General features: G+C 34.5%; 34 protein-coding genes. 33 read left to right on the forward strand and 1 reads right to left on the reverse strand.

The window, feature by feature from the left end:
* Positions 1-4: 4 nt before the first annotated feature.
* The 33 genes from tuf (at position 5) to OZD70_RS03590 (ending at position 19,403) form a co-directional block, all read left to right on the forward strand.
* On the forward strand, positions 5-1,177 hold the full coding sequence (tuf, locus tag OZD70_RS03430) for an elongation factor Tu (RefSeq protein WP_182183220.1): 1,173 nt from the start codon (positions 5-7) through the stop codon (positions 1,175-1,177).
* A gap of 5 nt (positions 1,178-1,182) precedes the next feature.
* Positions 1,183-1,503, forward strand: coding sequence for a 30S ribosomal protein S10 (gene rpsJ, locus OZD70_RS03435; protein WP_096616846.1), 321 nt, complete (start codon positions 1,183-1,185; stop codon positions 1,501-1,503).
* Between the two features lie 18 nt (positions 1,504-1,521).
* On the forward strand, positions 1,522-2,244 hold the full coding sequence (gene rplC, locus OZD70_RS03440; RefSeq protein WP_275020908.1) for a 50S ribosomal protein L3: 723 nt from the start codon (positions 1,522-1,524) through the stop codon (positions 2,242-2,244).
* A gap of 2 nt (positions 2,245-2,246) precedes the next feature.
* On the forward strand, positions 2,247-2,861 hold the full coding sequence (gene rplD, locus OZD70_RS03445) for a 50S ribosomal protein L4 (protein WP_275020910.1): 615 nt from the start codon (positions 2,247-2,249) through the stop codon (positions 2,859-2,861).
* Positions 2,858-3,145 (forward strand): 50S ribosomal protein L23, encoded by a 288-nt coding sequence (locus tag OZD70_RS03450; protein ID WP_275020912.1) that lies wholly within the window; start codon positions 2,858-2,860, stop codon positions 3,143-3,145. Before rplD ends, OZD70_RS03450 begins: the two co-directional genes overlap by 4 nt.
* Position 3,146: 1 nt before the next feature.
* Positions 3,147-3,971 (forward strand): 50S ribosomal protein L2, encoded by an 825-nt coding sequence (gene rplB, locus OZD70_RS03455; protein ID WP_275020914.1) that lies wholly within the window; start codon positions 3,147-3,149, stop codon positions 3,969-3,971.
* Positions 3,972-3,974: 3 nt separating this feature from the next.
* Entirely contained in the window at positions 3,975-4,259 is a 285-nt protein-coding gene (gene rpsS, locus OZD70_RS03460; protein WP_275020916.1) for a 30S ribosomal protein S19, read from the forward strand.
* A 5-nt stretch (positions 4,260-4,264) separates the two neighbouring features.
* Positions 4,265-4,615, forward strand: a complete 351-nt coding sequence (rplV, locus tag OZD70_RS03465; protein WP_096616838.1) for a 50S ribosomal protein L22 — start codon at positions 4,265-4,267, stop codon at positions 4,613-4,615.
* A gap of 39 nt (positions 4,616-4,654) precedes the next feature.
* Positions 4,655-5,269 (forward strand): 30S ribosomal protein S3, encoded by a 615-nt coding sequence (gene rpsC, locus OZD70_RS03470; RefSeq protein WP_275020942.1) that lies wholly within the window; start codon positions 4,655-4,657, stop codon positions 5,267-5,269.
* 11 nt (positions 5,270-5,280) lie between these two features.
* Complete coding sequence (gene rplP, locus OZD70_RS03475; RefSeq protein ID WP_182182787.1) at positions 5,281-5,694, forward strand: 50S ribosomal protein L16; 414 nt, start codon at positions 5,281-5,283, stop codon at positions 5,692-5,694.
* An 11-nt stretch (positions 5,695-5,705) separates the two neighbouring features.
* Positions 5,706-5,909, forward strand: coding sequence for a 50S ribosomal protein L29 (gene rpmC / locus OZD70_RS03480; RefSeq protein WP_182182785.1), 204 nt, complete (start codon positions 5,706-5,708; stop codon positions 5,907-5,909).
* The gene (gene rpsQ, locus OZD70_RS03485; RefSeq protein WP_182182783.1) at positions 5,902-6,138 is read left to right on the forward strand and encodes a 30S ribosomal protein S17; all 237 of its coding nucleotides are present in this window, start codon (positions 5,902-5,904) and stop codon (positions 6,136-6,138) included. The genes rpmC and rpsQ overlap by 8 nt, the downstream gene beginning before the upstream one ends.
* A 13-nt stretch (positions 6,139-6,151) precedes the next feature.
* Entirely contained in the window at positions 6,152-6,511 is a 360-nt protein-coding gene (gene rplN / locus OZD70_RS03490) for a 50S ribosomal protein L14 (RefSeq protein WP_275020943.1), read from the forward strand.
* A complete protein-coding gene (gene rplX / locus OZD70_RS03495) occupies positions 6,511-6,828 on the forward strand; it encodes a 50S ribosomal protein L24 (RefSeq protein ID WP_410543793.1) in 318 nt (105 codons plus the stop codon). Before rplN ends, rplX begins: the two co-directional genes overlap by 1 nt.
* Positions 6,829-6,834: 6 nt before the next feature.
* The gene (rplE, locus tag OZD70_RS03500; RefSeq protein ID WP_275020944.1) at positions 6,835-7,368 is read left to right on the forward strand and encodes a 50S ribosomal protein L5; all 534 of its coding nucleotides are present in this window, start codon (positions 6,835-6,837) and stop codon (positions 7,366-7,368) included.
* A 16-nt stretch (positions 7,369-7,384) separates the two neighbouring features.
* Positions 7,385-7,693 (forward strand): 30S ribosomal protein S14, encoded by a 309-nt coding sequence (gene rpsN, locus OZD70_RS03505; RefSeq protein ID WP_182182778.1) that lies wholly within the window; start codon positions 7,385-7,387, stop codon positions 7,691-7,693.
* 21 nt (positions 7,694-7,714) lie between these two features.
* Positions 7,715-8,110, forward strand: coding sequence for a 30S ribosomal protein S8 (gene rpsH / locus OZD70_RS03510; protein ID WP_064124654.1), 396 nt, complete (start codon positions 7,715-7,717; stop codon positions 8,108-8,110).
* A gap of 16 nt (positions 8,111-8,126) precedes the next feature.
* On the forward strand, positions 8,127-8,672 hold the full coding sequence (gene rplF / locus OZD70_RS03515) for a 50S ribosomal protein L6 (RefSeq protein ID WP_182182776.1): 546 nt from the start codon (positions 8,127-8,129) through the stop codon (positions 8,670-8,672).
* Between the two features lie 5 nt (positions 8,673-8,677).
* Positions 8,678-9,049, forward strand: a complete 372-nt coding sequence (gene rplR, locus OZD70_RS03520; protein WP_275020945.1) for a 50S ribosomal protein L18 — start codon at positions 8,678-8,680, stop codon at positions 9,047-9,049.
* Positions 9,050-9,061: 12 nt separating this feature from the next.
* Entirely contained in the window at positions 9,062-9,574 is a 513-nt protein-coding gene (gene rpsE, locus OZD70_RS03525; protein WP_275020946.1) for a 30S ribosomal protein S5, read from the forward strand.
* A gap of 3 nt (positions 9,575-9,577) precedes the next feature.
* Positions 9,578-10,048: a 50S ribosomal protein L15 gene (gene rplO / locus OZD70_RS03530; RefSeq protein ID WP_182182771.1), complete on the forward strand. Its 471-nt coding sequence runs from the start codon at positions 9,578-9,580 to the stop codon at positions 10,046-10,048.
* A gap of 3 nt (positions 10,049-10,051) precedes the next feature.
* Positions 10,052-11,380, forward strand: coding sequence for a preprotein translocase subunit SecY (gene secY, locus OZD70_RS03535; protein ID WP_275020947.1), 1,329 nt, complete (start codon positions 10,052-10,054; stop codon positions 11,378-11,380).
* Positions 11,377-12,018, forward strand: a complete 642-nt coding sequence (locus tag OZD70_RS03540) for an adenylate kinase family protein (protein WP_275020948.1) — start codon at positions 11,377-11,379, stop codon at positions 12,016-12,018. Before secY ends, OZD70_RS03540 begins: the two co-directional genes overlap by 4 nt.
* Before the next feature lie 59 nt (positions 12,019-12,077).
* Complete coding sequence (gene rpsM, locus OZD70_RS03545; RefSeq protein WP_275020950.1) at positions 12,078-12,446, forward strand: 30S ribosomal protein S13; 369 nt, start codon at positions 12,078-12,080, stop codon at positions 12,444-12,446.
* 24 nt (positions 12,447-12,470) lie between these two features.
* Positions 12,471-12,857, forward strand: coding sequence for a 30S ribosomal protein S11 (gene rpsK / locus OZD70_RS03550; protein ID WP_275020952.1), 387 nt, complete (start codon positions 12,471-12,473; stop codon positions 12,855-12,857).
* A 21-nt stretch (positions 12,858-12,878) separates the two neighbouring features.
* Positions 12,879-13,946 (forward strand): DNA-directed RNA polymerase subunit alpha, encoded by a 1,068-nt coding sequence (locus OZD70_RS03555; protein WP_275020953.1) that lies wholly within the window; start codon positions 12,879-12,881, stop codon positions 13,944-13,946.
* 7 nt (positions 13,947-13,953) lie between these two features.
* Positions 13,954-14,382 (forward strand): 50S ribosomal protein L17, encoded by a 429-nt coding sequence (gene rplQ, locus OZD70_RS03560; protein ID WP_275020955.1) that lies wholly within the window; start codon positions 13,954-13,956, stop codon positions 14,380-14,382.
* A 23-nt stretch (positions 14,383-14,405) separates the two neighbouring features.
* A complete protein-coding gene (locus tag OZD70_RS03565) occupies positions 14,406-14,771 on the forward strand; it encodes a YraN family protein (RefSeq protein WP_182182761.1) in 366 nt (121 codons plus the stop codon).
* A 26-nt stretch (positions 14,772-14,797) separates the two neighbouring features.
* The gene (atpH, locus tag OZD70_RS03570; protein WP_275020958.1) at positions 14,798-15,358 is read left to right on the forward strand and encodes an ATP synthase F1 subunit delta; all 561 of its coding nucleotides are present in this window, start codon (positions 14,798-14,800) and stop codon (positions 15,356-15,358) included.
* On the forward strand, positions 15,355-16,896 hold the full coding sequence (gene atpA / locus OZD70_RS03575; protein WP_275020959.1) for a F0F1 ATP synthase subunit alpha: 1,542 nt from the start codon (positions 15,355-15,357) through the stop codon (positions 16,894-16,896). Before atpH ends, atpA begins: the two co-directional genes overlap by 4 nt.
* Positions 16,897-16,905: 9 nt before the next feature.
* Positions 16,906-17,400 carry a transcription elongation factor GreA gene (gene greA, locus OZD70_RS03580; RefSeq protein WP_096616796.1) on the forward strand — a complete coding sequence of 165 codons (495 nt, stop codon included), beginning with the start codon at positions 16,906-16,908 and terminating at the stop codon, positions 17,398-17,400.
* Positions 17,401-17,406: 6 nt separating this feature from the next.
* A complete protein-coding gene (gene ribB, locus OZD70_RS03585) occupies positions 17,407-18,051 on the forward strand; it encodes a 3,4-dihydroxy-2-butanone-4-phosphate synthase (protein WP_182182755.1) in 645 nt (214 codons plus the stop codon).
* A gap of 71 nt (positions 18,052-18,122) precedes the next feature.
* A complete protein-coding gene (locus OZD70_RS03590; protein ID WP_275020961.1) occupies positions 18,123-19,403 on the forward strand; it encodes a M48 family metalloprotease in 1,281 nt (426 codons plus the stop codon).
* A gap of 28 nt (positions 19,404-19,431) precedes the next feature.
* Here the strand turns inward: OZD70_RS03590 and OZD70_RS03595 are convergent, their stop codons facing one another.
* The gene (locus tag OZD70_RS03595) at positions 19,432-19,767 is read right to left on the reverse strand and encodes a TrbC/VirB2 family protein (protein WP_096616790.1); all 336 of its coding nucleotides are present in this window, start codon (positions 19,765-19,767) and stop codon (positions 19,432-19,434) included.
* Between the last annotated feature and the right edge of the window lie 3 nt (positions 19,768-19,770).

The following is a 19,770-nucleotide window of genomic DNA, read 5'->3' on the forward strand; positions in this document are numbered from 1 at the left end:
AATTATGACAGCAGTAGTGGAAGCATTTGGAAAGCCGCATGTAAATGTGGGAACAATAGGCCATGTGGATCATGGGAAGACAACGTTAACAGCGGCAATAACAAAGCATTATGGAAATTTTGTAGCGTACGATCAGATAGATAAAGCGCCAGAAGAAAGGAAGAGGGGGATAACGATAGCAACAGCGCATGTTGAGTATCAGACGGAAAAAAGGCATTATGCACACGTTGATTGTCCTGGACATGCTGACTATGTAAAGAACATGATAGTAGGTGCAGCACAGATGGATGCGGCAATATTGGTAGTGTCGGGGGTTGATGGGCCAATGCCACAAACGAGAGAGCATATATTGCTAGCGAAGCAGGTAGGTGTTGGATATATCGTGGTGTATATAAATAAAGCTGATGTTGCTGATGCTGATATGATAGATTTGGTAGAAATGGAAGTGAGGGAATTGCTGAATAAATACGGATTTCCAGGGAATGAAGTGCCTGTGGTAGTGGGGTCTGCATTGAAAGCGCTGGAGGATGACAGCAGCGAATATGGAAAGAAATCAATAGATAAATTGATGGGAAAGTTAGATGAATATGTGGCGGTCCCACCAAGGCCTGTGGATTTACCATTTCTATTGCCAATCGAGGATGTATTTTCGATATCGGGGCGAGGAACGGTGGTAACAGGAAGGATAGAGAAGGGGGAGATAAAGACGGGAGAAGAGATAGAGATAATAGGTCTGAAAGCGACGCAAAAGACGATATGCACAGGTGTAGAAATGTTTAAGAAGTTGCTGGATAAGGGGAGTGCAGGACTCAATGTAGGAATATTGCTCAGAGGAACAAAAAGAGAAGAAGTGGAGAGAGGGCAAGTATTAGCAAAACCGGGGACGATAACGCCGCATAGAAAGTTTAGGGCGGAGGTTTATATATTAAAGAAAGAAGAAGGAGGAAGGCATACACCATTTTTTGCAAATTACCAGCCACAGTTTTATTTAAGAACAACGGATGTAACTGGGAGCATAAAATTGCTAGATGGGAAGGAGATGGTAATGCCAGGAGATAATGTGAGTGTAGAAGTAGAATTGCAAGTACCGATAGCAATGGATAAGGGATTGCGTTTTGCGATAAGAGAAGGCGGTAGAACTGTTGGTTCTGGTGTTGTTTCTGAGATTTTGGAGTAACTAAGATGAAGCAAGATATATATATTAACATTAAGGCTTTCGATTGTTCTTTATTGGAGGAGTGTGTTCGAAAATTTGTTGATGAATTAAAGCGGTCCAATGCAAAATTATCTGGTCCGATTGCGTTGCCAAGAAAAGATTCTAAATTTATTGTTAATAGATCTCCTCACGTTGATAAAAAATCTCGTGAACAGTTTGAAATGAGAACTTCTAGGCGTTTGATTGTTTTACATGATCTTACTCCTACTATGATGCAGATGCTTACAGGTTTATCTTTTTCTGCTGGCGTGGAAGTGGATTTAAAAGTCAAGGAAGTTAAGGTTTAGGAGGTTTAGGAGAAGGAAATGAAGAGAATAAATTCACTGAGGAGAATTGGTTTGTTAATGACGAATATTGGTCATACTGCTATATACTCTGACAATAGTCGCATGGCTGTAATTTTATTGCATCTCAGCGAAACTCATATTGTTGATATAAAAGGACAAGATAAATGTGGCTATAATTCAGTCATTTTAGGCACAGGAGATTTTAAAAATATAGCAAAACCTCAGTTGGAATATTTAAAGAAAAAGGGTGTAAATAATAAATGTAAGTTATACGAAAGTAGATTAAATGACTTGTCGGGAATAGAATGTGGTAAAAAAGTGGGAATCAATCATTTTGTGGTTGGTCAATATCTTGATATTACGGGTTATTCTATAGGTAAAGGATTTGCTGGTGTGATGAAGCGGCATAACTTCAGTGGGCTTAGGGCATCTCATGGTGTTTCTATTGCTCACAGATCACAAGGTTCCACTGGTCAATGTCAGGATCCTGGTAGAGTGTTCAAAGGAAAGAAAATGGCTGGTCATTTAGGTAACAGCAGAATAACTGTACAAAATATGAAGATATTATCCATTGATTATGAAAATAGTATAATTGCTGTGAAGGGTAATAATGTTCCTGGGTTTAAAAATTCCTATGTTTTTGTAAGAGATGCAGTTAAAAAATCTTTACATAAAGATGTTCCTTTTCCGGTAGGTTTACTGTTAGATGTAAATGATGATGCTAGTAATTTGGTAAGTTAGTTATGGAATGTAATTTAGTTAATCTATCTAATAATAATGTAGGTACTGCTCAGCTCAATCCTTTGATATTTTCTGCTAAGCAAAAATTGAGTGTTTTGCATGATATAGTGAGATGGCAATTAGCGAAGAGAAGAACTGGTACTCATAAAACAAAAGGTATCAGTGATGTCTCTGGTACAACAGCTAAACCTTATGGTCAAAAACGTACCGGTAGGGCAAGACAAGGGAGCTTGCGATCTCCTCAATTTAGAGGTGGTGGGGTTATTTTCGGCCCTGTTGTGAGGAGTCATAGTTATTCTCTTAATAAGAAGGTACGCAAATTTGGTTTAAAAATTGCTTTATCTCTAAAGTATTTAAATAATCAAGTGATTATTCTGGATAATTTAAATATTGATGTGAAGAAAACGTCTGAAATGTGTAAATGTATTAAAAATTTTAAATTTTCTTCCTTTTTGATAGTTGGTGATTATGGAGATGATTTGTTGCGTGTTGTTAGAAACTTGCATTATGTAGACTTAATCAAACCTATTGGGTTAAATGTCTTTGATATATTGAATCACGAATGCGTAATGTTGACAAAGGATACTTTAAAGCATCTTGAAGGTAGATTGTTATGATCAAATATAATAATATAATAAAATCTCCTATAATTACAGAAAAGGCCTCTTTTTTGAGGGAGAAGTTTAATAAATATTCTTTGTATGTTTTTATAAATGTAAATAAGCGTCAAATAAAGTTGGCAATAGAGTCTCTATTTGATGTTAAAATTTCTTCTATAAGTGTTATTAGAATTAAGCCTAAATATAGGCGTTTCAGGGGTGTGGTTGGTTGTGAAAAACAGAAAAAGAAAGTTTATTTTTCTTTGATAGATGGTCAAAAATTAGATATAATGAGCGTTTAATATGGGTATGAAATTTTTTAATCCTGTTACTCCGTCTTCTCGTGGGACTGTGTTAGTAAGTAAAGTTGGTTTATCAAAAGATGAGCCAGAAAAGTCTCTTACATCCGGTAAAAAGTCCAGTGGTGGAAGAAATAATTATGGTAGAATTACAACTCGTCATAGGGGTGGTGGTCACAAAAAGAAATATAGAGTTATAGATTTTAAGCGTAATAGAAGTGGTCACGGTATAGTTGAAAAAATAGAGTATGATCCAAATAGAAGTGGGTTTTTAGCGTTAATATCATATAAGGAAGATGATATTAAGTCTTATATATTAGCTCCTCAAGGTATGAAGCCTAGTGATATTGTTACAGCTGGAAATGATGCTGATATTTTGCCAGGTAATTGTTTGCTACTCAAGTATATACCTGTTGGTTCTTTCGTTCATAATGTTGAGCTGAAGCCAGGTAATGGTGCTGCGATTGCTAGAGCTGCTGGTTGTTATGCGCAAATCGTTGGTCGTGATGGCCAATATGTTTTATTACGACTCAGGTCTGGTCAAATTAGGTTGATTTTATCTTCTTGCAAGGCTACTATTGGTGTAGTATCTAACCCTGACCATAAGAATAGAAAGCTGGGCAAAGCTGGAAGAAGTAGGTGGCTTGGAATTAGACCTACTGTGCGTGGGGTTGCAATGAATCCGGTTGACCATCCTCATGGAGGTGGGGAAGGAAAAACCTCTGGTGGTCGTCATCCTGTTACTCCTTGGGGTGTTGCAACAAAAGGAAAGAAAACTCGGAGGAAAAATAAATCTAGTGATAAGTATATAAAACAATTGAAAGGTTAGTTTATGAGTAGATCTGCGTGGAAGCCTCCTTTTTGTCATCCTTCTATATTAAAGTCGGTGAATAATGCTTTAAACAAGGGGTTTGTTAACACGGCTATAAAAGTTCATTCCAGGGCTTCTGTAATTCTTCCTAATTGTTTAGGTTTAAAGTTTGCTGTTTATAATGGTAAGGATTACATTCCTGTTAATGTTAATGATCAGAATATGATAGGTCATAAGTTTGGTGAATTTTCGCCCACTCGTAAATTTACTGGGCATAGTGGTGATAAAAAGGCGACAAGGAGGTAATTTATATGAAAAACAGAGATGTAATAGTTAAAGCTGGTTCTAGGGTTTTAAAATCAACTCCTCGTAAATTGAATTTGGTTGCTGGTTTAGTACGTAATAAAAAAGTTTCTTTTGCCACTGTGCAATTAAGATTTTGTGAAAAGAAGGCTGCGGGTCTTATAAGGAAGGTATTAAATTCTGCGATTGCTAATGCTCAATATAATTATGGATTGGATATCGATAATTTATATATAAAAGAAATTTCAATAGGTAAGTCTCTTACTTTGCGTAGGGTGTGTCCAAAAGCTATGGGTAGAGCTAATAGAGTTAGTAAACGTTATAGTAATATAACTGTAAAGTTGGGGGAAATTATATGATTCATAAAAATAGAAAATTAATAAGGAAAGTGCAAAAGTATGGGAAATGTTAATCCTAAAGGATTTAGGTTAAAAATAATTAATACTTGGTCATCTGTTTGGTATGCTGAGAAGGGTTATAAACAAGGGTTGCATCAAGATTTATCTATTCGCAGTTATATCAATGAATCTTTTAAGCATGTTGGTGTTTCTAAAGTAATTATAGAGCGTACGATCGATTTGGTGTCTGTAATAATACATTCTTCTAGACCTGGAGTGATAATAGGTAAGAAAGGCTCAGATGTTGAGAAGATAAAGCAAAAAATAGCTGAAAAAGTAAAAAATAATGTGGAAGTGAATGTAGTAGGAGTTAAAAGGTCTGAAATAGATGCAACTTTAATATCAAACAGCATTGCGCAACAGTTAGAAAAAAGGGTTTCATTTAGAAGAGCGATGAAAAAAGCTATTCAAAGTTGTTTAAGGATGGGTGCTAGAGGTATTAAAGTAAGTTGTTCTGGGCGCCTTGGCGGAGCTGAGATAGCTCGTACTGAATGGTATAAAGAAGGTCGTTTGCCTTTACACACTTTACGTGCTAATATAGATTATGCTTTTTGTGAAGCAAAAACTATATATGGTATTATAGGAGTTAAGGTTTGGGTTTATATTGGTAATTAAGGTATATTAAGATGTTTGTTCCCAAAAAAAGTAAATATAAAAAAGTATTTAAAGGACGAATTAAGGGTAACACGAAAGGTGGTAGTACGCTATCTTTTGGAGATTATGGTCTAAAGGCTATGGAAGCTGGTAGGATTCAATCTAAACATATTGAAACCGCAAGGCGTGTAATATCTAGAACTTTAAAACGTTCTGGTAAAGTCTGGATAAGGATTTTTCCTGACACTCCTGTTAGTAAAAAGCCAGCGGATGTACGTATGGGTAAGGGAAAAGGTAGTGTTGAATTTTGGGTGTTTAAAGCTAAGCCCGGTAGAATGTTGTTTGAAATTAGCAGTGATGTTCCCATGCATTTAGCAAGATTGGCGCTTGAAAAGGCAACTGCTAAGCTTCCTATGAAGTGTAAATTTGTATCTAATCATAATTAAATGGAGTTGCAATGGATATAGCTGACATTGAATCGAGGTCTTCGCAAGAATTGCATGAAATTCTTGTGAGTTTGAGAAAAGAGTTTGTTAATTTGGTTTTTCAAAAGAAGTTGGGGCAGTGCAACAATATTTCGCGTTTTAGCTTAATAAGAAAGAGCATAGCTCGTATTCTAACTACATTAAATAAAAGAAGAAGAGAGGGAAAGAATGCCTAAAAAGGTTTTTTGTGGTACTGTAACTAAGGCTAAGTGTGATAAGACTGTAAAGGTTTCGGTATTACAAGTGTATAAGGATGAGCTATATAAAAAGGTTATAAAAAAATACAAGAAGTACACAGCACATGATGAGAATAATAGTTGTAAAGAAGGGGACAAGGTTTTAATACAAGAACACAAGCCTATTTCTACTACTAAAAAATGGGTTGTTGTTAATAGCTCATATTGAATAGGATATTTATATGATTCAAAAAAATACATTGTTGGAAGTAGCTGATAATTCTGGTGCGCGTGCAGTGCTTTGTATTGGTTTATTGGGTAGTAGAAAGTCTGCATCTATAGGTGACACAGTTATTGTATCTACTAAATCTATTATTCCAAGAGGGAAGGTTGAGAAGGGAAAAGTATATAGAGCAGTTGTGGTGAGAGTGAAAAGCCCTATTAGAAAATCTGATGGTTCTGTAATTCGTTTTTCTAGCAATGCTGTAGTTTTGATTAACGATCAAGGTGAACCACTTGGTACTCGGGTATTTGGTCCGGTAAAAAAGTTATCATCTGGTTCTTTTATGAAGATAATGTCATTAGCTGTTGAGGTTTTATAATGAGTGCTAAAATAAAAAGTGGTGACGACGTTATAGTTTTAACTGGTAGAGATAAGGGAAAAATTGGTAAAGTGATTAAAGTTGTGGCATGTAATGCTAAAAAGAAAGTAATTGTTTCTGGGGTAAATGTACATAAGAGACACACTAAACCAAAAGCTGGTAGTAGTGGTGGTATATTAAATAAAGAGTTAGCTATTGATATATCCAACGTTGCAACATTGGACCCTAAATATAAAACTCCAACTAGAGTGGGGTTTAAGGTTATAGACGGTAGAAAAGTGCGTTTTGCAAAAGTTTCTGGAGAAGTGATAGATTAGGTTGATATGTTTAAAGAATTGTATAAAGATAGCATAGCAAAGTCCTTAAAGGATAAGTTCAATTACGGCAATGTAATGCAAGCACCTAAACTTGTCAAGGTGTGTATCAATATGGGCGTTGGAGATGCTGCTACAGATAGTAAAGCAATAAATGAACCACTTGATAGCCTATATTTGATTGCTGGGCAGAAGCCTCTATCAACTTTTGCAAAAAAATCTATTTCTGGCTTCAAGATCAGAAAAGGTGCTACAGTAGGTTGCAAAGTAACTTTGCGTAGAGATAAAATGTATGAGTTTTTAGAAAGATTGATATATATTGCTTTGCCAAGGGAAAAAGATTTTAGAGGATTTAGTGTGAAGCAATTTGACGGTAATGGTAATTTTTCCTTTGGTATAAAGGAACATATCTCGTTTTTAGAAATAGACTATGATAAAATAAGTAAAATTAGAGGTATGGATATTAATATTATAACAAGTGCAGTTAGTGATAAGGAAGCAAAGGAATTATTACTGGCTCTTAAATTTCCTTTTTTTGATTAATTGAGAGGAGAAATATATGGCAAAAAAATCTATGATAGAAAGAAATCTTCGCAGAATAAAGCTGTGCGATCAATATAAAGAAAAAAGAGAGAAATTGAAATCTATAATAAATAATAAGAATTTGTCTATTGTAGAAAGGTTTACAGCTCAAAATAAATTAATTAAAAAATTGCCTAGAAATTCTTCTAAAACTAAAATTAGAAATAGGTGTGCTTTAACTGGGAGGTCAAGAGGAGTATATAGAAAATTTGGTTTATGTAGGATTGTTTTGCGTGATTTATGTTCTTTTGGACAAGTTCCAGGAGTTACAAAGTCTAGTTGGTAAATATAATATAAGGAGTATATTGTGGCGTTATCTGATAGTATTGGTGATTTTTTAACGAGAATACGTAATGCTCAATTGGCAATGCATAGAACAACAAGAGTGTTGTTTTCTAAAGTGAATTCTTCTATACTGAAGATTTTAAAAGATGAAGGGTATATCCTTGATTATGAAAAGCAAGTTGTAGATAATTTACCTTCTTTCATTGTAAAATTGAAGTATTATGAGAAGTCACCTGTAATTAGTGACATAGTTAGGGTGTCAAAGCCTGGTTGTCGTTGTTATTCTAAGTATAAGGACATTTCTAAAGCATATAATGGTCTTGGTATTTTTATTATATCGACACCCAAAGGAGTGATGACTGATTATAATGCACATAAGTTAAAGGTTGGTGGAGAAGTTTTGTGTCGTGTGTTTTAAATAATAGGAGAAATTCATGTCTCGTGTAGGTGCTGCTCCTATCAATATTCCTGCTGGTGTTTCAGTTGAATATAATAATGGTAGGATGTTAATAAAGAGCGCTAAGGCTGAAAAAGAAGTCAGCTTAATCAGTGATGTTGTGTGCCGTATTGTTGATAATCAGCTATTCCTTTCTGTGGATCAAGATAAAGATGATTATGATGAAATAAAGCCTATGTGGGGCACTTATAGGAGTAATATTAATAATATCATTAACGGCATGATTGATGGTTTTTCTGTTAATCTTGAGATTAACGGTGTGGGGTATAAGGCAGAGTATGATGGTAAGTATTTGACTTTGTATCTTGGTTATAGCCATAATGTTAAATATAAAGTGCCTAAAGATGTTGAGATTAAGTGCATAAAGCCAACTCATTTAGTAGTGAGTGGTATGGATAAGCAAAAGGTCTATATGGTGGCATCCGATATATGCAGGATTAGGAAGTACGATCCTTATAAAGGTAAGGGTGTTGTAATAAAAGGCAAATTTATGCTGCGTAAGGTTGTAAGTAAAAAGAAGTAATTAAAATGAAAAGATCGTATAATTTTTTAAGTAATTCTGAAAAAAGGAAGTTACGTAATAGAGCGAAGCTTGATAAGAGCGCTGAACGTTTACGTATATCCATATTTAAATCTAATAGGTATTTTTATGTCCAGTTAATTAATGATGTAAAAGGAGTAACTCTCACTTCGGCTTCTACTTTGGATGCTAAAATTAAGGATATATGTAAAGGGAAAGTCAACGCTGAAACTATAAAACAGGTTTCTTCTTTAATGGTTGAGCGTCTGTCTGGCATGAGATTAGAGCAGCAGCTTACGTTTGATCGTGGAGCGTATAAATATACAGGATTAGTTTCTCAATTTGCTGAGGCTTTAAGAAGTTCTGGATTTGAATTTTAGAAGGTTTTGAATATGGCTATAAAGAATTTACAAAATAATAATGATTTATCAGAGCTTTTAGTTTCGGTACGAAGAGTGACAACGGTTACCAAAGGTGGTAGAAGATTTTCATTTTCAATTTTGGTTGTTGTTGGTGATGAAAAGGGTAGAGTAGGATGTGGAATAGGTAAGCACGCAGAAGTTGCTGAAGCAAGAGACAAGGCTGTAAATGCTGCAAAGAAATCGATGATTAGAGTGTACTTGCGTGAAGGTAGAACTTTGCATCATGATATTAAAGCTAAATTTTGTTCTGGTGAGATAGTTTTAAGAACCGCAAGAGCCGGAACAGGTATTATTGCTGGTGGAGCGATTAGATCAGTTTTTGAGGTGTTAGGTATAAAGGATGTGGTAGCTAAATCCACTAGATCAAATAATCCTCATAACGTTATATGTGCGGTATTTAAGGCTTTTGATAGTATGTTATCTCCTCGTCAGGTAGCAAGCAAAAGAGGCAAAAAGATTAGCGAGATAGTTGAAAACAGGTAAAGTATGAATAATGCTGTAAAATTAAACTCTATATTTACTAAGTTATCTAAGAAAAAGAAGCCTAAGTTGCTGGGTAGAGGTATCGGTTGTGGTAAAGGTAAAACATCCGGTAGAGGGCATAAAGGGCAGAAGGCTAGAAGCGGAGTTTCCATAAATGGTTTTGAGGGTGGACAACAGTCTATATATACTCGTTTGCCTAAAAGAGGTTTTAAGCCTATACGTAGGAACATATACTCTATAATTAATGTTGGCGATATACAGCGCTTAATGGAAGCTAAAAAAATAGTGAAAGACTCTGTTATAGATAAGGAGAGGCTGTATAGATTAGGCTTTATAAAGTCTATTAAGGATAAAATTAAACTTCTTAATAAAGGTAAGTTGAGCGAAAAATTTGTGTTTCATGTTAATTTTGCGTCAGAAGCTGCAAAAAAATCTGTAGCTTCAGTTGGTGGTAGTGTGGAAATACTATCGTAAATCATGGGCAATAAATCCGCATTTAATAGCTTGGATCCTACGTTGTTATATAAAGGAGATTTATTAAAACGTATATTTTTTACGCTAATAGCTTTAATTTGCTATCGCTTGGGTACTTATGTGCCTATTCCTGGAATTAATCTTGATATAATTAATGATATATTTCCCAAAGAGGGCTCAGGTGTTTTTGGAGTATTTAATTTATTTTCTGGTGGTGCATTAGCTAGAATGACAATTCTAGCATTGAACGTTATGCCATATATAATGGCTTCTATCATTATTCAGTTGCTTTCTTCTGCCATTAAAGGAATGAAGGAAGTTAAGAATGATGGAGAATCAGGCCGTAGAAAGATGAATTCTTATATACGCTATCTGACCATAGTAATTTGTATATTTCAATCAATTCCAATTTTGGTTGGATTAGAAGGGATGAATAGGGAAGGGGTATTGGTTGTAATCGAACCTGGTGTTATGTTCCGTACAATAGGTGTTTTCAGCCTTTTAGGTGGAACTATGCTTTTAATATGGCTTGGTGAACGAATCAGTGCTAGCGGTATAGGTAATGGTATCTCATTGATCATTTTCACGGGCATAATATCAGAGTTACACAGCGCTTTGTCATCTCTGTTAACGTTAAATAAAAACGGTAGCGTATCGTTATTTATTATCCTTTTTGTTTTGGTATTGTTTTTTTTGCTGCTAGTCTTAGTCATTTTTGTAGAGTCTTCTTATAGAAAGGTTATTGTTCAACATCCTAAAAAGCAATTTAAAAGATTACATAATGACGATTTTACTTATATTCCATTGAAGATTAATTTATCTGGTGTAGTACCAACCATTTTTGCTAATGCAATTTTATTGACACCTATTTCAATTGCAAATTTCTATAAGGGGCACGCTTTTTCTGATTTTATTTTAAATTACTTTATGGCAAATAAAGTGGTATATATTGTAGCCTATTTGGTGCTGATAGTATTTTTTAATTTTTTCTATACCAATTTTATATTTAATCCAGAGGAAAACGCAGATTTTCTTAAAAAAAATGGTGGTTTTATACCTGGTAGAAGGCCTGGGAAACATACTTCTGATTACCTTCAAGATATAGTTTTTAAGTTGACATTCATTGGCTCTGCGTATTTGGTAGTCATATGTACTGTACCTGAAATTATGAGATATTATTATGATATACCATTCATTTTTGGTGGGACGAGTTTACTGATTATAGTGAACGTTATTACTGATACTATTATGCAAATACAATCTTATATTTTTTCGAATAGGTACGATAGCTGGATAAAGAAATATGAGTCTAAAACGAGGAAAGTAAGATGATCATTACGATTTTTGGTCCTCCAGGTTCTGGTAAAGGTACTCAGTCGAGCTTGTTAATAGCAAAATATAATTTAAAATTAATTTCAGTGGGGGATTTATTAAGGAATATTATATCTGATGGCAGTGAGTTAGGTAAAAAAATAAAGGGTACCGTGGAATCTGGTAATTTAATTCAAGATGGAATTATATGTGGATTATTGCGTGACCAGCTTGCATTAATGGATGATAATTGCTTATTAGATGGTTTTCCGAGAAATTTAAACCAGGCTCATTTTTTGACTCAAGTTTTGCAAGAAAAATATAATAGGGATGTTGATATTGTAATTGAGCTGCAGCTTGACGATAATATTGCAATCGACAGATTAAAAAATCGTCTCGCGTGTTTGGACTGTAAAAGCATATATAGTGTATCTTCTTTTAAGAGTACTACTTGTGCTAAATGTAAAAGTACGAGGTTAGAGAAAAGAATTGATGATGCTGATATGTCTGCAATTAATAAGAGAATAAGTGAATATCACCTTCAAATGAAAGGTTTACGCGAGTATTATAAAGGCAAATTATTAACAATTGACGCTAATTTGAGTGTTGATGAGGTAACGCAAGATATTGAAAGTAAAATTTCTTGTAATTTGGTTTGACTCTGAGTTGTTTTATGGTATAAATTAAGAGTTGTTATTAATAAAGTATCGAGGTACCAGTGGCACGTATTGCAGGCATAAATATTCCAGTGAGGAAATGTGTTCCTTTTGCATTAACTTATATATATGGTATAGGTATTGCTACTGCGAATGTAATTTGTCATGCTTGCAAAGTTGATAAGCGCAAACGTGTTTCAGAATTACGAGATGAAGATATAGAAAAGATCAGCAGTTTCATTAGACAAAATTATGTTATAGAAGGTGAGCTCAGAAAAGAAGTTGCTATGAACATAAAATCTTTAGTGGAAATGGGATGCTATAGAGGAGTGAGACATAGAAAAGGTTTGCCTGTGAGAGGGCAAAGGACTCATACTAATGCTAAGACTCGTAAAGGTAGATCTCGGTTGCCTATTGCTGGGAAAAAATAAAATTTATTATTATTGTGAGTTTTAATGAAAAAAGTCAAAACGGTTGGTAAGAGTACAAAGGAGTTTATTACTGGTGTTGTTCATATTCGTGCAACTTTTAATAATACTTTTGTAAATGTAACTGATGTTCATGGTAATACGCTATGTCAAACTTCTGTGGGTGCATGTGGTTTTTTAGGTTCGAGAAAATCCACACCTTATGCTGCAGGTAAGGCTGCGGAGGCTGCTGCGAAGAATGCAATGGAGAGATTTGGTATGAAGGTTGTCTCTGTAATAATTCGTGGTCCTGGCTTTGGTACCGAAGCTGCGGTTAAAGCACTTCAGAGCTGTGGGTTGACTGTGACTTCAATTGCAGATAAAACCGCAATTCCTCATAATGGGTGCAGGTTAAGAAAAAAAAGAAGAGTATAGGATATTTGAAAAGGTTGTTTTATGTATTATAATAATGATGTTTCTCTCTGTAGCAATTTAGATAAATTGATTAAACCTAGTTCAGTTAAGGTAATATCAGATAATTCAAGTGAAAAAAGTGATATAGTCCTAGAACCGTTGGAAAGTGGTTTTGCTTTAACATTAGGTAATGCATTAAGACGTGTAATGTTATCTTCTCTTAAAGGTAGTGCTGTTTATGGAATAAAAATTGAAGGTATAACTCATGAGTTTACTTCAATTCAAGGGGTAAGAGAAGACGTAACTGATATAGTATTAAATATGGGCATGTTGCGGTATAAATTAAATGGTGCTTCTAATAAATGCTTAAATTTAAACGCTAAAGGGCCTTGCCAGGTATTAGCTGGGATGATAGAAACTGATGATCAATCCTCTATTGTTAATAAAGATTTGCTAATATGTACGCTGGGGCAAAATGTAGAGCTTAACATGACCATATATGTGGCTAGCGGAAAAGGTTATCTTCCTGTAACTAAGTATAAAGAAAATGAACTTTTGAAGCTTATGAGTGAACAGGATTTAATTGGTTTTATTCCAGTTAATGCTTTGTATAGCCCTGTCAACAGGGTTTCATGCAGGGTAGAGAATAGTCGTGTTGGCCAAGTGACTGATAAGGATAAGCTGATATTGTCAATTGAAACTGATGGTACAATCTCTCCGAGTCAAGCTGTTGATTCTGCTGCAAGAATATTACAGGAGCAACTTCAGCCCTTTATTAGTTCTGATGTAAGTTATAAAAAATCGCAGGTTTCTTCGTCTAGTGGTGCTAAAGATTTGGGTTATGATCCTGTCTTATTGCGTAAGGTAGATGAAATGGAATTATCTGTCAGATCTCATAACTGTCTGAAAAACGAAAACATCACTTATATAGGTGATCTTGTGCAAAAGACAGAAGGTGAAATGTTAAGAACTGCTAATTTTGGCAGGAAGTCTTTGAATGAGATTAAGGCAGTTTTGACTAATTTTGGTTTGTCTTTGGGTATGAATGTGCTAAACTGGCCGCCTAAGGATATAGATGAGTTGGCTAAACAACATACTGATGAAGATTAGGTGATATATGAAACATGGAATAAAAAAACGTAAACTATCTCGTTGCACTGAACATAGATTGTCGACGTTAAAGAATCTATCTATCTCATTAATTAACCATGAGCAGATTGTAACTACTTTACCAAAAGCTAAGGAACTTCGTCCATATGTCGAAAAGTTTATTACAATTGCTAAGAATAAGAATACTTTACATGGTAGAAGGCTTTTGCTTTCACGCCTTCATAGTAGTAAGTTAGCAGTTGATAAGTTATTAAATGTCTTAGCCATCCGTTATCAAGATCGTAAAGGTGGGTATTCTAGAATAATAAAATTTAGCACTCGAAAGGGTGATTGCGCTTCAATGGCAGCGATAGAACTGGTTAATAGGGATATTGCAGCAAGAGGTAAGGTTTATAGTAAAAATAGAGAAGGAGGTAAAGTAGTTACACAAAGTTAATTGTTATCATAATTGTTCTTCTTATGGTAAGTAGGTTACGCTACTTTGTAGGTTACTTTGGCGAGTTGTTAGTTTTAGCATATTTAAAGCTGAAATGGTATAATGTTATAAAACGCCGTTACCGTTGTAAGTTCGGTGAAATTGACTTAATTGTGTCTAAAAAAAAGGAGCTGATTTTTATAGAAGTTAAAACAAGTTTACTTGGAAAAGAAATACCGATATCTCATTTTCAATGTCAGTCTATTATAAATTCTTCTAAGTATTTCTTAAGTAAAAACCTTAGTTTTTTAGATTATTCAGTCAGATATGATTTATGTTTTCTTTCCTTAAAGAGAGGACCTGTTTATATAAAAAATGCTTGGATTGAAGAATGGAAGGTTTGTAGCTGAATTAATTTAGATTTACTGGATTTAATATGAAAAAGACCCAATACAATAATTTAGTTCCATTTTACGCTAGAGTGCTGTTTCATGTCTCAGGAAGCAGGTTAGGTATTATAAGGAAAGAAGTAGAATTTTTATTGGTTTTTTTTAAGGATCAACATGATATTTTTGTGTACCTATCTCATCCTATGATTTCTTTTGCACACAAAAAAGAAGTGATGCTTTCTATAAATGAGCACTTGAGTGAAAATTTAATAAAATTTATTATGGTTATATTTGCAAACAAACGCTCTAGTTTATTGATCTTTATATTAGAAAAATTCTTAAGTCTTGCAAAAGAAAATGAAAATGAATTCGAAATTACTATAAAGTCAGCAGAAGCTTTAAAGGAATCTGATATAAAAATAATTACTGAATCTTTGAGCTTTCTTGGTAAAATAATAAAAGTAAACAATGTGGTTGACCCTTCTATACTAGGTGGCTTCGTAGTTAGGTATGGTTTTAATTTGATCGATGCTTCGCTAAAAAGTTACTTAGATAGGTTAGTTGACTTAAGTAAAATGGAAATATTAAAAATAAAGAATTTTGTATGAAGAACAGTATGAATGTTTCTGAGATAGCAAGTGTAATAAGGGAAAAAGTTGAGACGTTTGATAACCCTATAAAGCGGGAAAATATAGGTGAAGTAATTTCAGTAACAGATGGTATCGCATTGGTTTATGGGCTGGAAAAAGCAAAATTCGGTGAAAAGGTATTTTTTGCAAGCGGTGTAGAAGGAATAGTTCTTGATTTAGATCATGACACGGCTGGAATAGTTGTGCTTGGTAATGACCGTGATGTGAAAGAAGGGGACGTTGTAAAATGTAGTGGTGATGTTGTGCAGGTGCCTACAGGGCATGAATTGTTAGGGAGAGTTGTAAATGCGTTGGGCCATCCTATAGACAATGGTGGGGAAATTAGAGCCAAAAACAGAATGGATATAGAATCTAAAGCGCCAGGCATTATTGATCGTAAGTCTGTGCATGAGCCACTGCAAACAGGAATTAAAATTATAGATTTGCTAATTCCAATAGGTAGAGGGCAGCGTGAATTAATTATTGGCGATAGACAAATTGGTAAAACTACTATTGCGCTTGATACTATTATCAATCAGAAGAAGATTAACGATGAGGTAAACGAAAATCAAAAAATCTACTGTGTTTATGTTGCTATTGGACAAAAAATTTCAACAGTAGCAAAAGTGGTAAATAAGCTGAAAGAAAGCGGAGCGTTAGAGTATACAACTGTAGTTGTGGCTAGTGCATCTGACTGCGCGCCTATGCAATTTTTAGCACCTTATGCTGGTTGTACTATTGGAGAATTTTTCCGTGACAATGGAATGCATTGTTTGATTGTATATGATGATTTATCTAAGCATGCTGTGGCATACAGGCAGATGTCTTTATTGCTCAGACGTCCTCCTGGTCGTGAAGCTTACCCTGGAGATATATTCTATGTACATTCTCGCTTGCTTGAAAGAGCTGCTAAAATGTCTGATAAAAAAGGGCAGGGGTCTTTAACTGCTTTGCCGATTGTCGAAACTCAAGCTGGTGATGTATCTGCATATGTGCCAACAAATGTTATTTCAATTACCGATGGGCAGATCTTTCTTGAGTCTGAATTATTTTATAAAGGATTTCGACCTGCAGTAAATATAGGTTTGTCAGTTTCACGGGTTGGTTCTGCTGCACAACTAAAGTCTGTGAAGAAAGTTGCTAGTTCTATAAAGCTAAGCTTAGCTCAGTATAGAGAATTAGAAGATTTTGCAAAATTTGGTTCTGATCTTGATGCTAGTGTTCAATTATCCTTGAATAAGGGTAAATATCTTGTCGAGTTATTAAAGCAAAAACAACATTTACCTATGTCAATAGAAGAGCAAGTAGTGCTGATGTATATTTTTTCTAACCTATATAATCAGTTAAGTAAAATACAAATAAGTTACATTAATAAATTTGAACATGATCTTATTAATTATTTTCATACTGTACACCCTGGGGTTTTAAAAAAGTTGTCAAATGACATGAGAGATGATATAAAAGGTGATATTTTTAACATTGTGAGTAATTTCGTTACTCAATTTAATTGCATTTAGGTGGTGATTATGGCTTCATCCATTATTAATAAATTTCCTATGACGAGGGAAGGTTTTGAGAATATGCAAGCCGAACTTGAAAAATTAAAGGAAGAAAAACCTTCTGTGATACAGGCTATTTCTGATGCTCGTGATCAAGGTGATTTGTCTGAAAATGCAGAGTATCATGCAGCACGGGAAAGGTTAGGTTTTATTGAAGGCCGTATAATGGAGATAGAAAGTAAGCTCTCACATGCGGAAGTAATAGAAGTAAAAAATTTGTCTGGTGATTTAGTAATGTTTGGTGCAACTGTGACATTAAGCATGTTAAGTGATAATAACGGTGAAGTGGAATATGTTTATAAGGTTGTAGGCGAATATGAAGCTGATGTTTCAAAGCAGTTAATATCTACTAGTTCACCACTCGGGAGTGCCTTAATCGGCAAAAAAGTAGGTGAGTATGTGGAAGTGACAGTGCCAAATGGAGAGAAATTGTATAAAATAGCTAAGATTGAATTTAAGTAAATTATTATGGTACAGGCCACTTATGCTTCAATGAGTCTACCCGGTATTTCTTCTGTGGAAGATGTATTAGAGGATGCTCGTTCCGGTAAATTATTCATTTTAGTTGATGATGAAAGTAGAGAAAATGAAGGTGATTTGGTTGTATTAGCTGAAAAAGTAAAACCAGAACATATGGCTTTTATGGTTAGGTACGGTACAGGGGTTGTGTGCTTAGCAATGACTAAATTTCACATGAAGAGGTTGGGCCTTAATTTCATGGAAAAGAAAAATATTGGTGAAAATCATACCGCATTTACTACATCAATTGATGCACGTTATGGCATTACAACCGGTGTTTCAGCAGAGGATAGAACGAAAACTATACATGCTGCTATCAACAAGGATGGCACTCAGGATGACATCATAACTCCAGGTCATGTTTTTCCTGTAATTGCACATAAAGGTGGGGTGGCACAACGTGCTGGTCATACTGAAGCGAGTGTTGAAATGGCGAAATTGGTAGGGTTTGATCATTCAGCAGTTATTTGTGAATTAGTAAATGATGATGGCTCTATGATGCGCTTACCTCAGTTACTTAAATTTGCTGAACAACATAAAATTAAGTTAACTACCATCGACAAACTTATTAGTTACGTTAAAAAATTAAACTAGCGTTTATAAATTTATATAATTTAAGTGCTAAAATATAGAATTCCTATAAATTATACAAGCACAGGATTTCCATGTTTAGAATTGCTAAGTTTTTGACCTTGTTGTTCTTTTTTGCATATTATAATAATGCTTACTCTATTAACATTATTAGAGATAGTGAAGTGGAAGCAATAGTGAAAGAGCTAGCGCAACCTTTATTTTTCGCTGCAAACATTGATAGTGACCGAATGAAAGTTTTTATAATTAATGATAATTCGATTAATGCTTTTGTAATTAACAACAACAGTATTTTCATTCATTTAGGAATTTTACAATACTCGGCTAAACCTTATGTCCTGCTTGGTATATTAGCACATGAGATTGCTCACATATCTGCTGGTCATATATTGCAAATGAGTAGTGCTATGGGTTATTTTCAATCGATAGCAATGATTAGTTATATGGTAGGATTAGTTTCTAGTATTATCATTAACCCTCAGGTTGCTGGTGCAATTTTGCTTAGTGGTGTAGCACTCAGTTCAAGGCTATTTTTTAACTACTCTCAAGAGCAAGAAAGTGTGGCAGATAGCTATGCTTTAAGGTACCTTGATGAATCTGGCTATGATAATTCAGGTATGAAAGAGATTTTTGATTATTTTAAAAGTATTGAGCATGAGAACACCGAGGAATATTTCCGCACTCACCCACTTAGTGAGAAACGCATATTTGCTGTACGAAATTATAAGGTCAAAAACAACGTAAAACCAATTTTTGCGGATAAGTTACTAAAGTTTGAGCGTGTGGTTGCAAAGCTAGACTCTTTCTTTGCTCCTATTCATGTGTTATCTAGTAAATATGAAAATAATTCTGAGTATGTAAATGCTATAGTTTGCTATAGGCAAGGAAAGATAGAAGAGGCTATTGCTAAAGTTAATTCATTGATTCAAGGGTCACGCAATGACCCATACCTATATGAATTAAAAGCAGAAATGCTATACAAGGCCGGAAATTTAAGTGAAGCAATAAAAATGTATGAGGAATCGCTTAGGTATTTATCTGAGAAAAACAGTTATTTAGTGAAACTTGCATTATCTCATACTTTATTATTACACGGTGATGCAAAAAAGGCGATTTTTTACTTGGAGCAGATTTTGAATGTAGAACCAAATAACGCTTTTATCTGGAAATATTTAAGCATTGCATATAAATGTGAAGCTGATACGGCAATGCATTATTTTGCCTTAACAAAAAAGGCTTGTATTGAAGGTGATTTAAAGCAATTTACAAAATATGCTGAGCTAGCTGTTAAAACTTTACCAAAAGATAGCCCTTATTTGTTGCAAGTTGAAGATATGAAGCGATTTAATGGATAACAAAAAAGCATTCCTGCACTTTTATGGGTTATTTTCCACACTTTTCCAACATAGCTTTTGCTTCATTACTTACGTTGGGCATAATTTTCATTATGATAGTTTTAGCGCCAAAAAATACACCACAGAACATGCCTAGAGCAAAGAGGGCTGGCCACGGCATCCTGCCAAATATTGCAAGCAAAGCTGCACCAATTATTACTACCGTCATAAGTGGACCGCCTATTCCCCAAACGTAACCAATAATATTGCATATTACTTTAGTTGTGTCATCCATATCAGGATCAGTGGTAGCTGCATAACCTGAGAAAGAGAAAAGTAATACCACACAAAAAACACTAAAAAATCTTTTTATTATAGAGCTCATTTT

Origin of the sequence: Wolbachia endosymbiont of Drosophila tsacasi (genome assembly GCF_028982115.1) — a bacterium.
Taxonomy (GTDB): domain Bacteria; phylum Pseudomonadota; class Alphaproteobacteria; order Rickettsiales; family Anaplasmataceae; genus Wolbachia; species Wolbachia pipientis_B.

Excerpts from the sequence above, each read along its gene's own strand:
- rpsC (WP_275020942.1), top strand. The coding sequence starts at position 4,655 with ATGGGAAATGTTAATCCTAAAGGATTTAGGTTAAAAATAATTAATACT.
- rplB (WP_275020914.1), top strand. The coding sequence starts at position 3,147 with ATGGGTATGAAATTTTTTAATCCTGTTACTCCGTCTTCTCGTGGGACT.
- OZD70_RS03555 (WP_275020953.1), top strand. The coding sequence starts at position 12,879 with ATGTATTATAATAATGATGTTTCTCTCTGTAGCAATTTAGATAAATTG.
- rplO (WP_182182771.1), top strand. The coding sequence starts at position 9,578 with ATGAATAATGCTGTAAAATTAAACTCTATATTTACTAAGTTATCTAAG.
- rpsJ (WP_096616846.1), top strand. The coding sequence starts at position 1,183 with ATGAAGCAAGATATATATATTAACATTAAGGCTTTCGATTGTTCTTTA.
- rplV (WP_096616838.1), top strand. The coding sequence starts at position 4,265 with ATGAAAAACAGAGATGTAATAGTTAAAGCTGGTTCTAGGGTTTTAAAA.
- rpsE (WP_275020946.1), top strand. The coding sequence starts at position 9,062 with ATGGCTATAAAGAATTTACAAAATAATAATGATTTATCAGAGCTTTTA.
- rplC (WP_275020908.1), top strand. The coding sequence starts at position 1,522 with ATGAAGAGAATAAATTCACTGAGGAGAATTGGTTTGTTAATGACGAAT.
- rplP (WP_182182787.1), top strand. The coding sequence starts at position 5,281 with ATGTTTGTTCCCAAAAAAAGTAAATATAAAAAAGTATTTAAAGGACGA.
- ribB (WP_182182755.1), top strand. The coding sequence starts at position 17,407 with ATGGTACAGGCCACTTATGCTTCAATGAGTCTACCCGGTATTTCTTCT.
- rpsK (WP_275020952.1), top strand. The coding sequence starts at position 12,471 with ATGAAAAAAGTCAAAACGGTTGGTAAGAGTACAAAGGAGTTTATTACT.
- OZD70_RS03450 (WP_275020912.1), top strand. The coding sequence starts at position 2,858 with ATGATCAAATATAATAATATAATAAAATCTCCTATAATTACAGAAAAG.
- tuf (WP_182183220.1), top strand. The coding sequence starts at position 5 with ATGACAGCAGTAGTGGAAGCATTTGGAAAGCCGCATGTAAATGTGGGA.
- secY (WP_275020947.1), top strand. The coding sequence starts at position 10,052 with ATGGGCAATAAATCCGCATTTAATAGCTTGGATCCTACGTTGTTATAT.
- rpsN (WP_182182778.1), top strand. The coding sequence starts at position 7,385 with ATGGCAAAAAAATCTATGATAGAAAGAAATCTTCGCAGAATAAAGCTG.
- OZD70_RS03590 (WP_275020961.1), top strand. The coding sequence starts at position 18,123 with ATGTTTAGAATTGCTAAGTTTTTGACCTTGTTGTTCTTTTTTGCATAT.
- rplQ (WP_275020955.1), top strand. The coding sequence starts at position 13,954 with ATGAAACATGGAATAAAAAAACGTAAACTATCTCGTTGCACTGAACAT.
- rplD (WP_275020910.1), top strand. The coding sequence starts at position 2,247 with ATGGAATGTAATTTAGTTAATCTATCTAATAATAATGTAGGTACTGCT.
- rplE (WP_275020944.1), top strand. The coding sequence starts at position 6,835 with ATGTTTAAAGAATTGTATAAAGATAGCATAGCAAAGTCCTTAAAGGAT.
- atpH (WP_275020958.1), top strand. The coding sequence starts at position 14,798 with ATGAAAAAGACCCAATACAATAATTTAGTTCCATTTTACGCTAGAGTG.
- rpmC (WP_182182785.1), top strand. The coding sequence starts at position 5,706 with ATGGATATAGCTGACATTGAATCGAGGTCTTCGCAAGAATTGCATGAA.
- atpA (WP_275020959.1), top strand. The coding sequence starts at position 15,355 with ATGAAGAACAGTATGAATGTTTCTGAGATAGCAAGTGTAATAAGGGAA.
- rplN (WP_275020943.1), top strand. The coding sequence starts at position 6,152 with ATGATTCAAAAAAATACATTGTTGGAAGTAGCTGATAATTCTGGTGCG.
- rplF (WP_182182776.1), top strand. The coding sequence starts at position 8,127 with ATGTCTCGTGTAGGTGCTGCTCCTATCAATATTCCTGCTGGTGTTTCA.
- rpsS (WP_275020916.1), top strand. The coding sequence starts at position 3,975 with ATGAGTAGATCTGCGTGGAAGCCTCCTTTTTGTCATCCTTCTATATTA.
- OZD70_RS03540 (WP_275020948.1), top strand. The coding sequence starts at position 11,377 with ATGATCATTACGATTTTTGGTCCTCCAGGTTCTGGTAAAGGTACTCAG.
- rpsQ (WP_182182783.1), top strand. The coding sequence starts at position 5,902 with ATGCCTAAAAAGGTTTTTTGTGGTACTGTAACTAAGGCTAAGTGTGAT.
- OZD70_RS03565 (WP_182182761.1), top strand. The coding sequence starts at position 14,406 with ATGGTAAGTAGGTTACGCTACTTTGTAGGTTACTTTGGCGAGTTGTTA.
- OZD70_RS03595 (WP_096616790.1), bottom strand. The coding sequence starts at position 19,767 with ATGAGCTCTATAATAAAAAGATTTTTTAGTGTTTTTTGTGTGGTATTA.
- rplX (WP_410543793.1), top strand. The coding sequence starts at position 6,511 with ATGAGTGCTAAAATAAAAAGTGGTGACGACGTTATAGTTTTAACTGGT.
- greA (WP_096616796.1), top strand. The coding sequence starts at position 16,906 with ATGGCTTCATCCATTATTAATAAATTTCCTATGACGAGGGAAGGTTTT.
- rplR (WP_275020945.1), top strand. The coding sequence starts at position 8,678 with ATGAAAAGATCGTATAATTTTTTAAGTAATTCTGAAAAAAGGAAGTTA.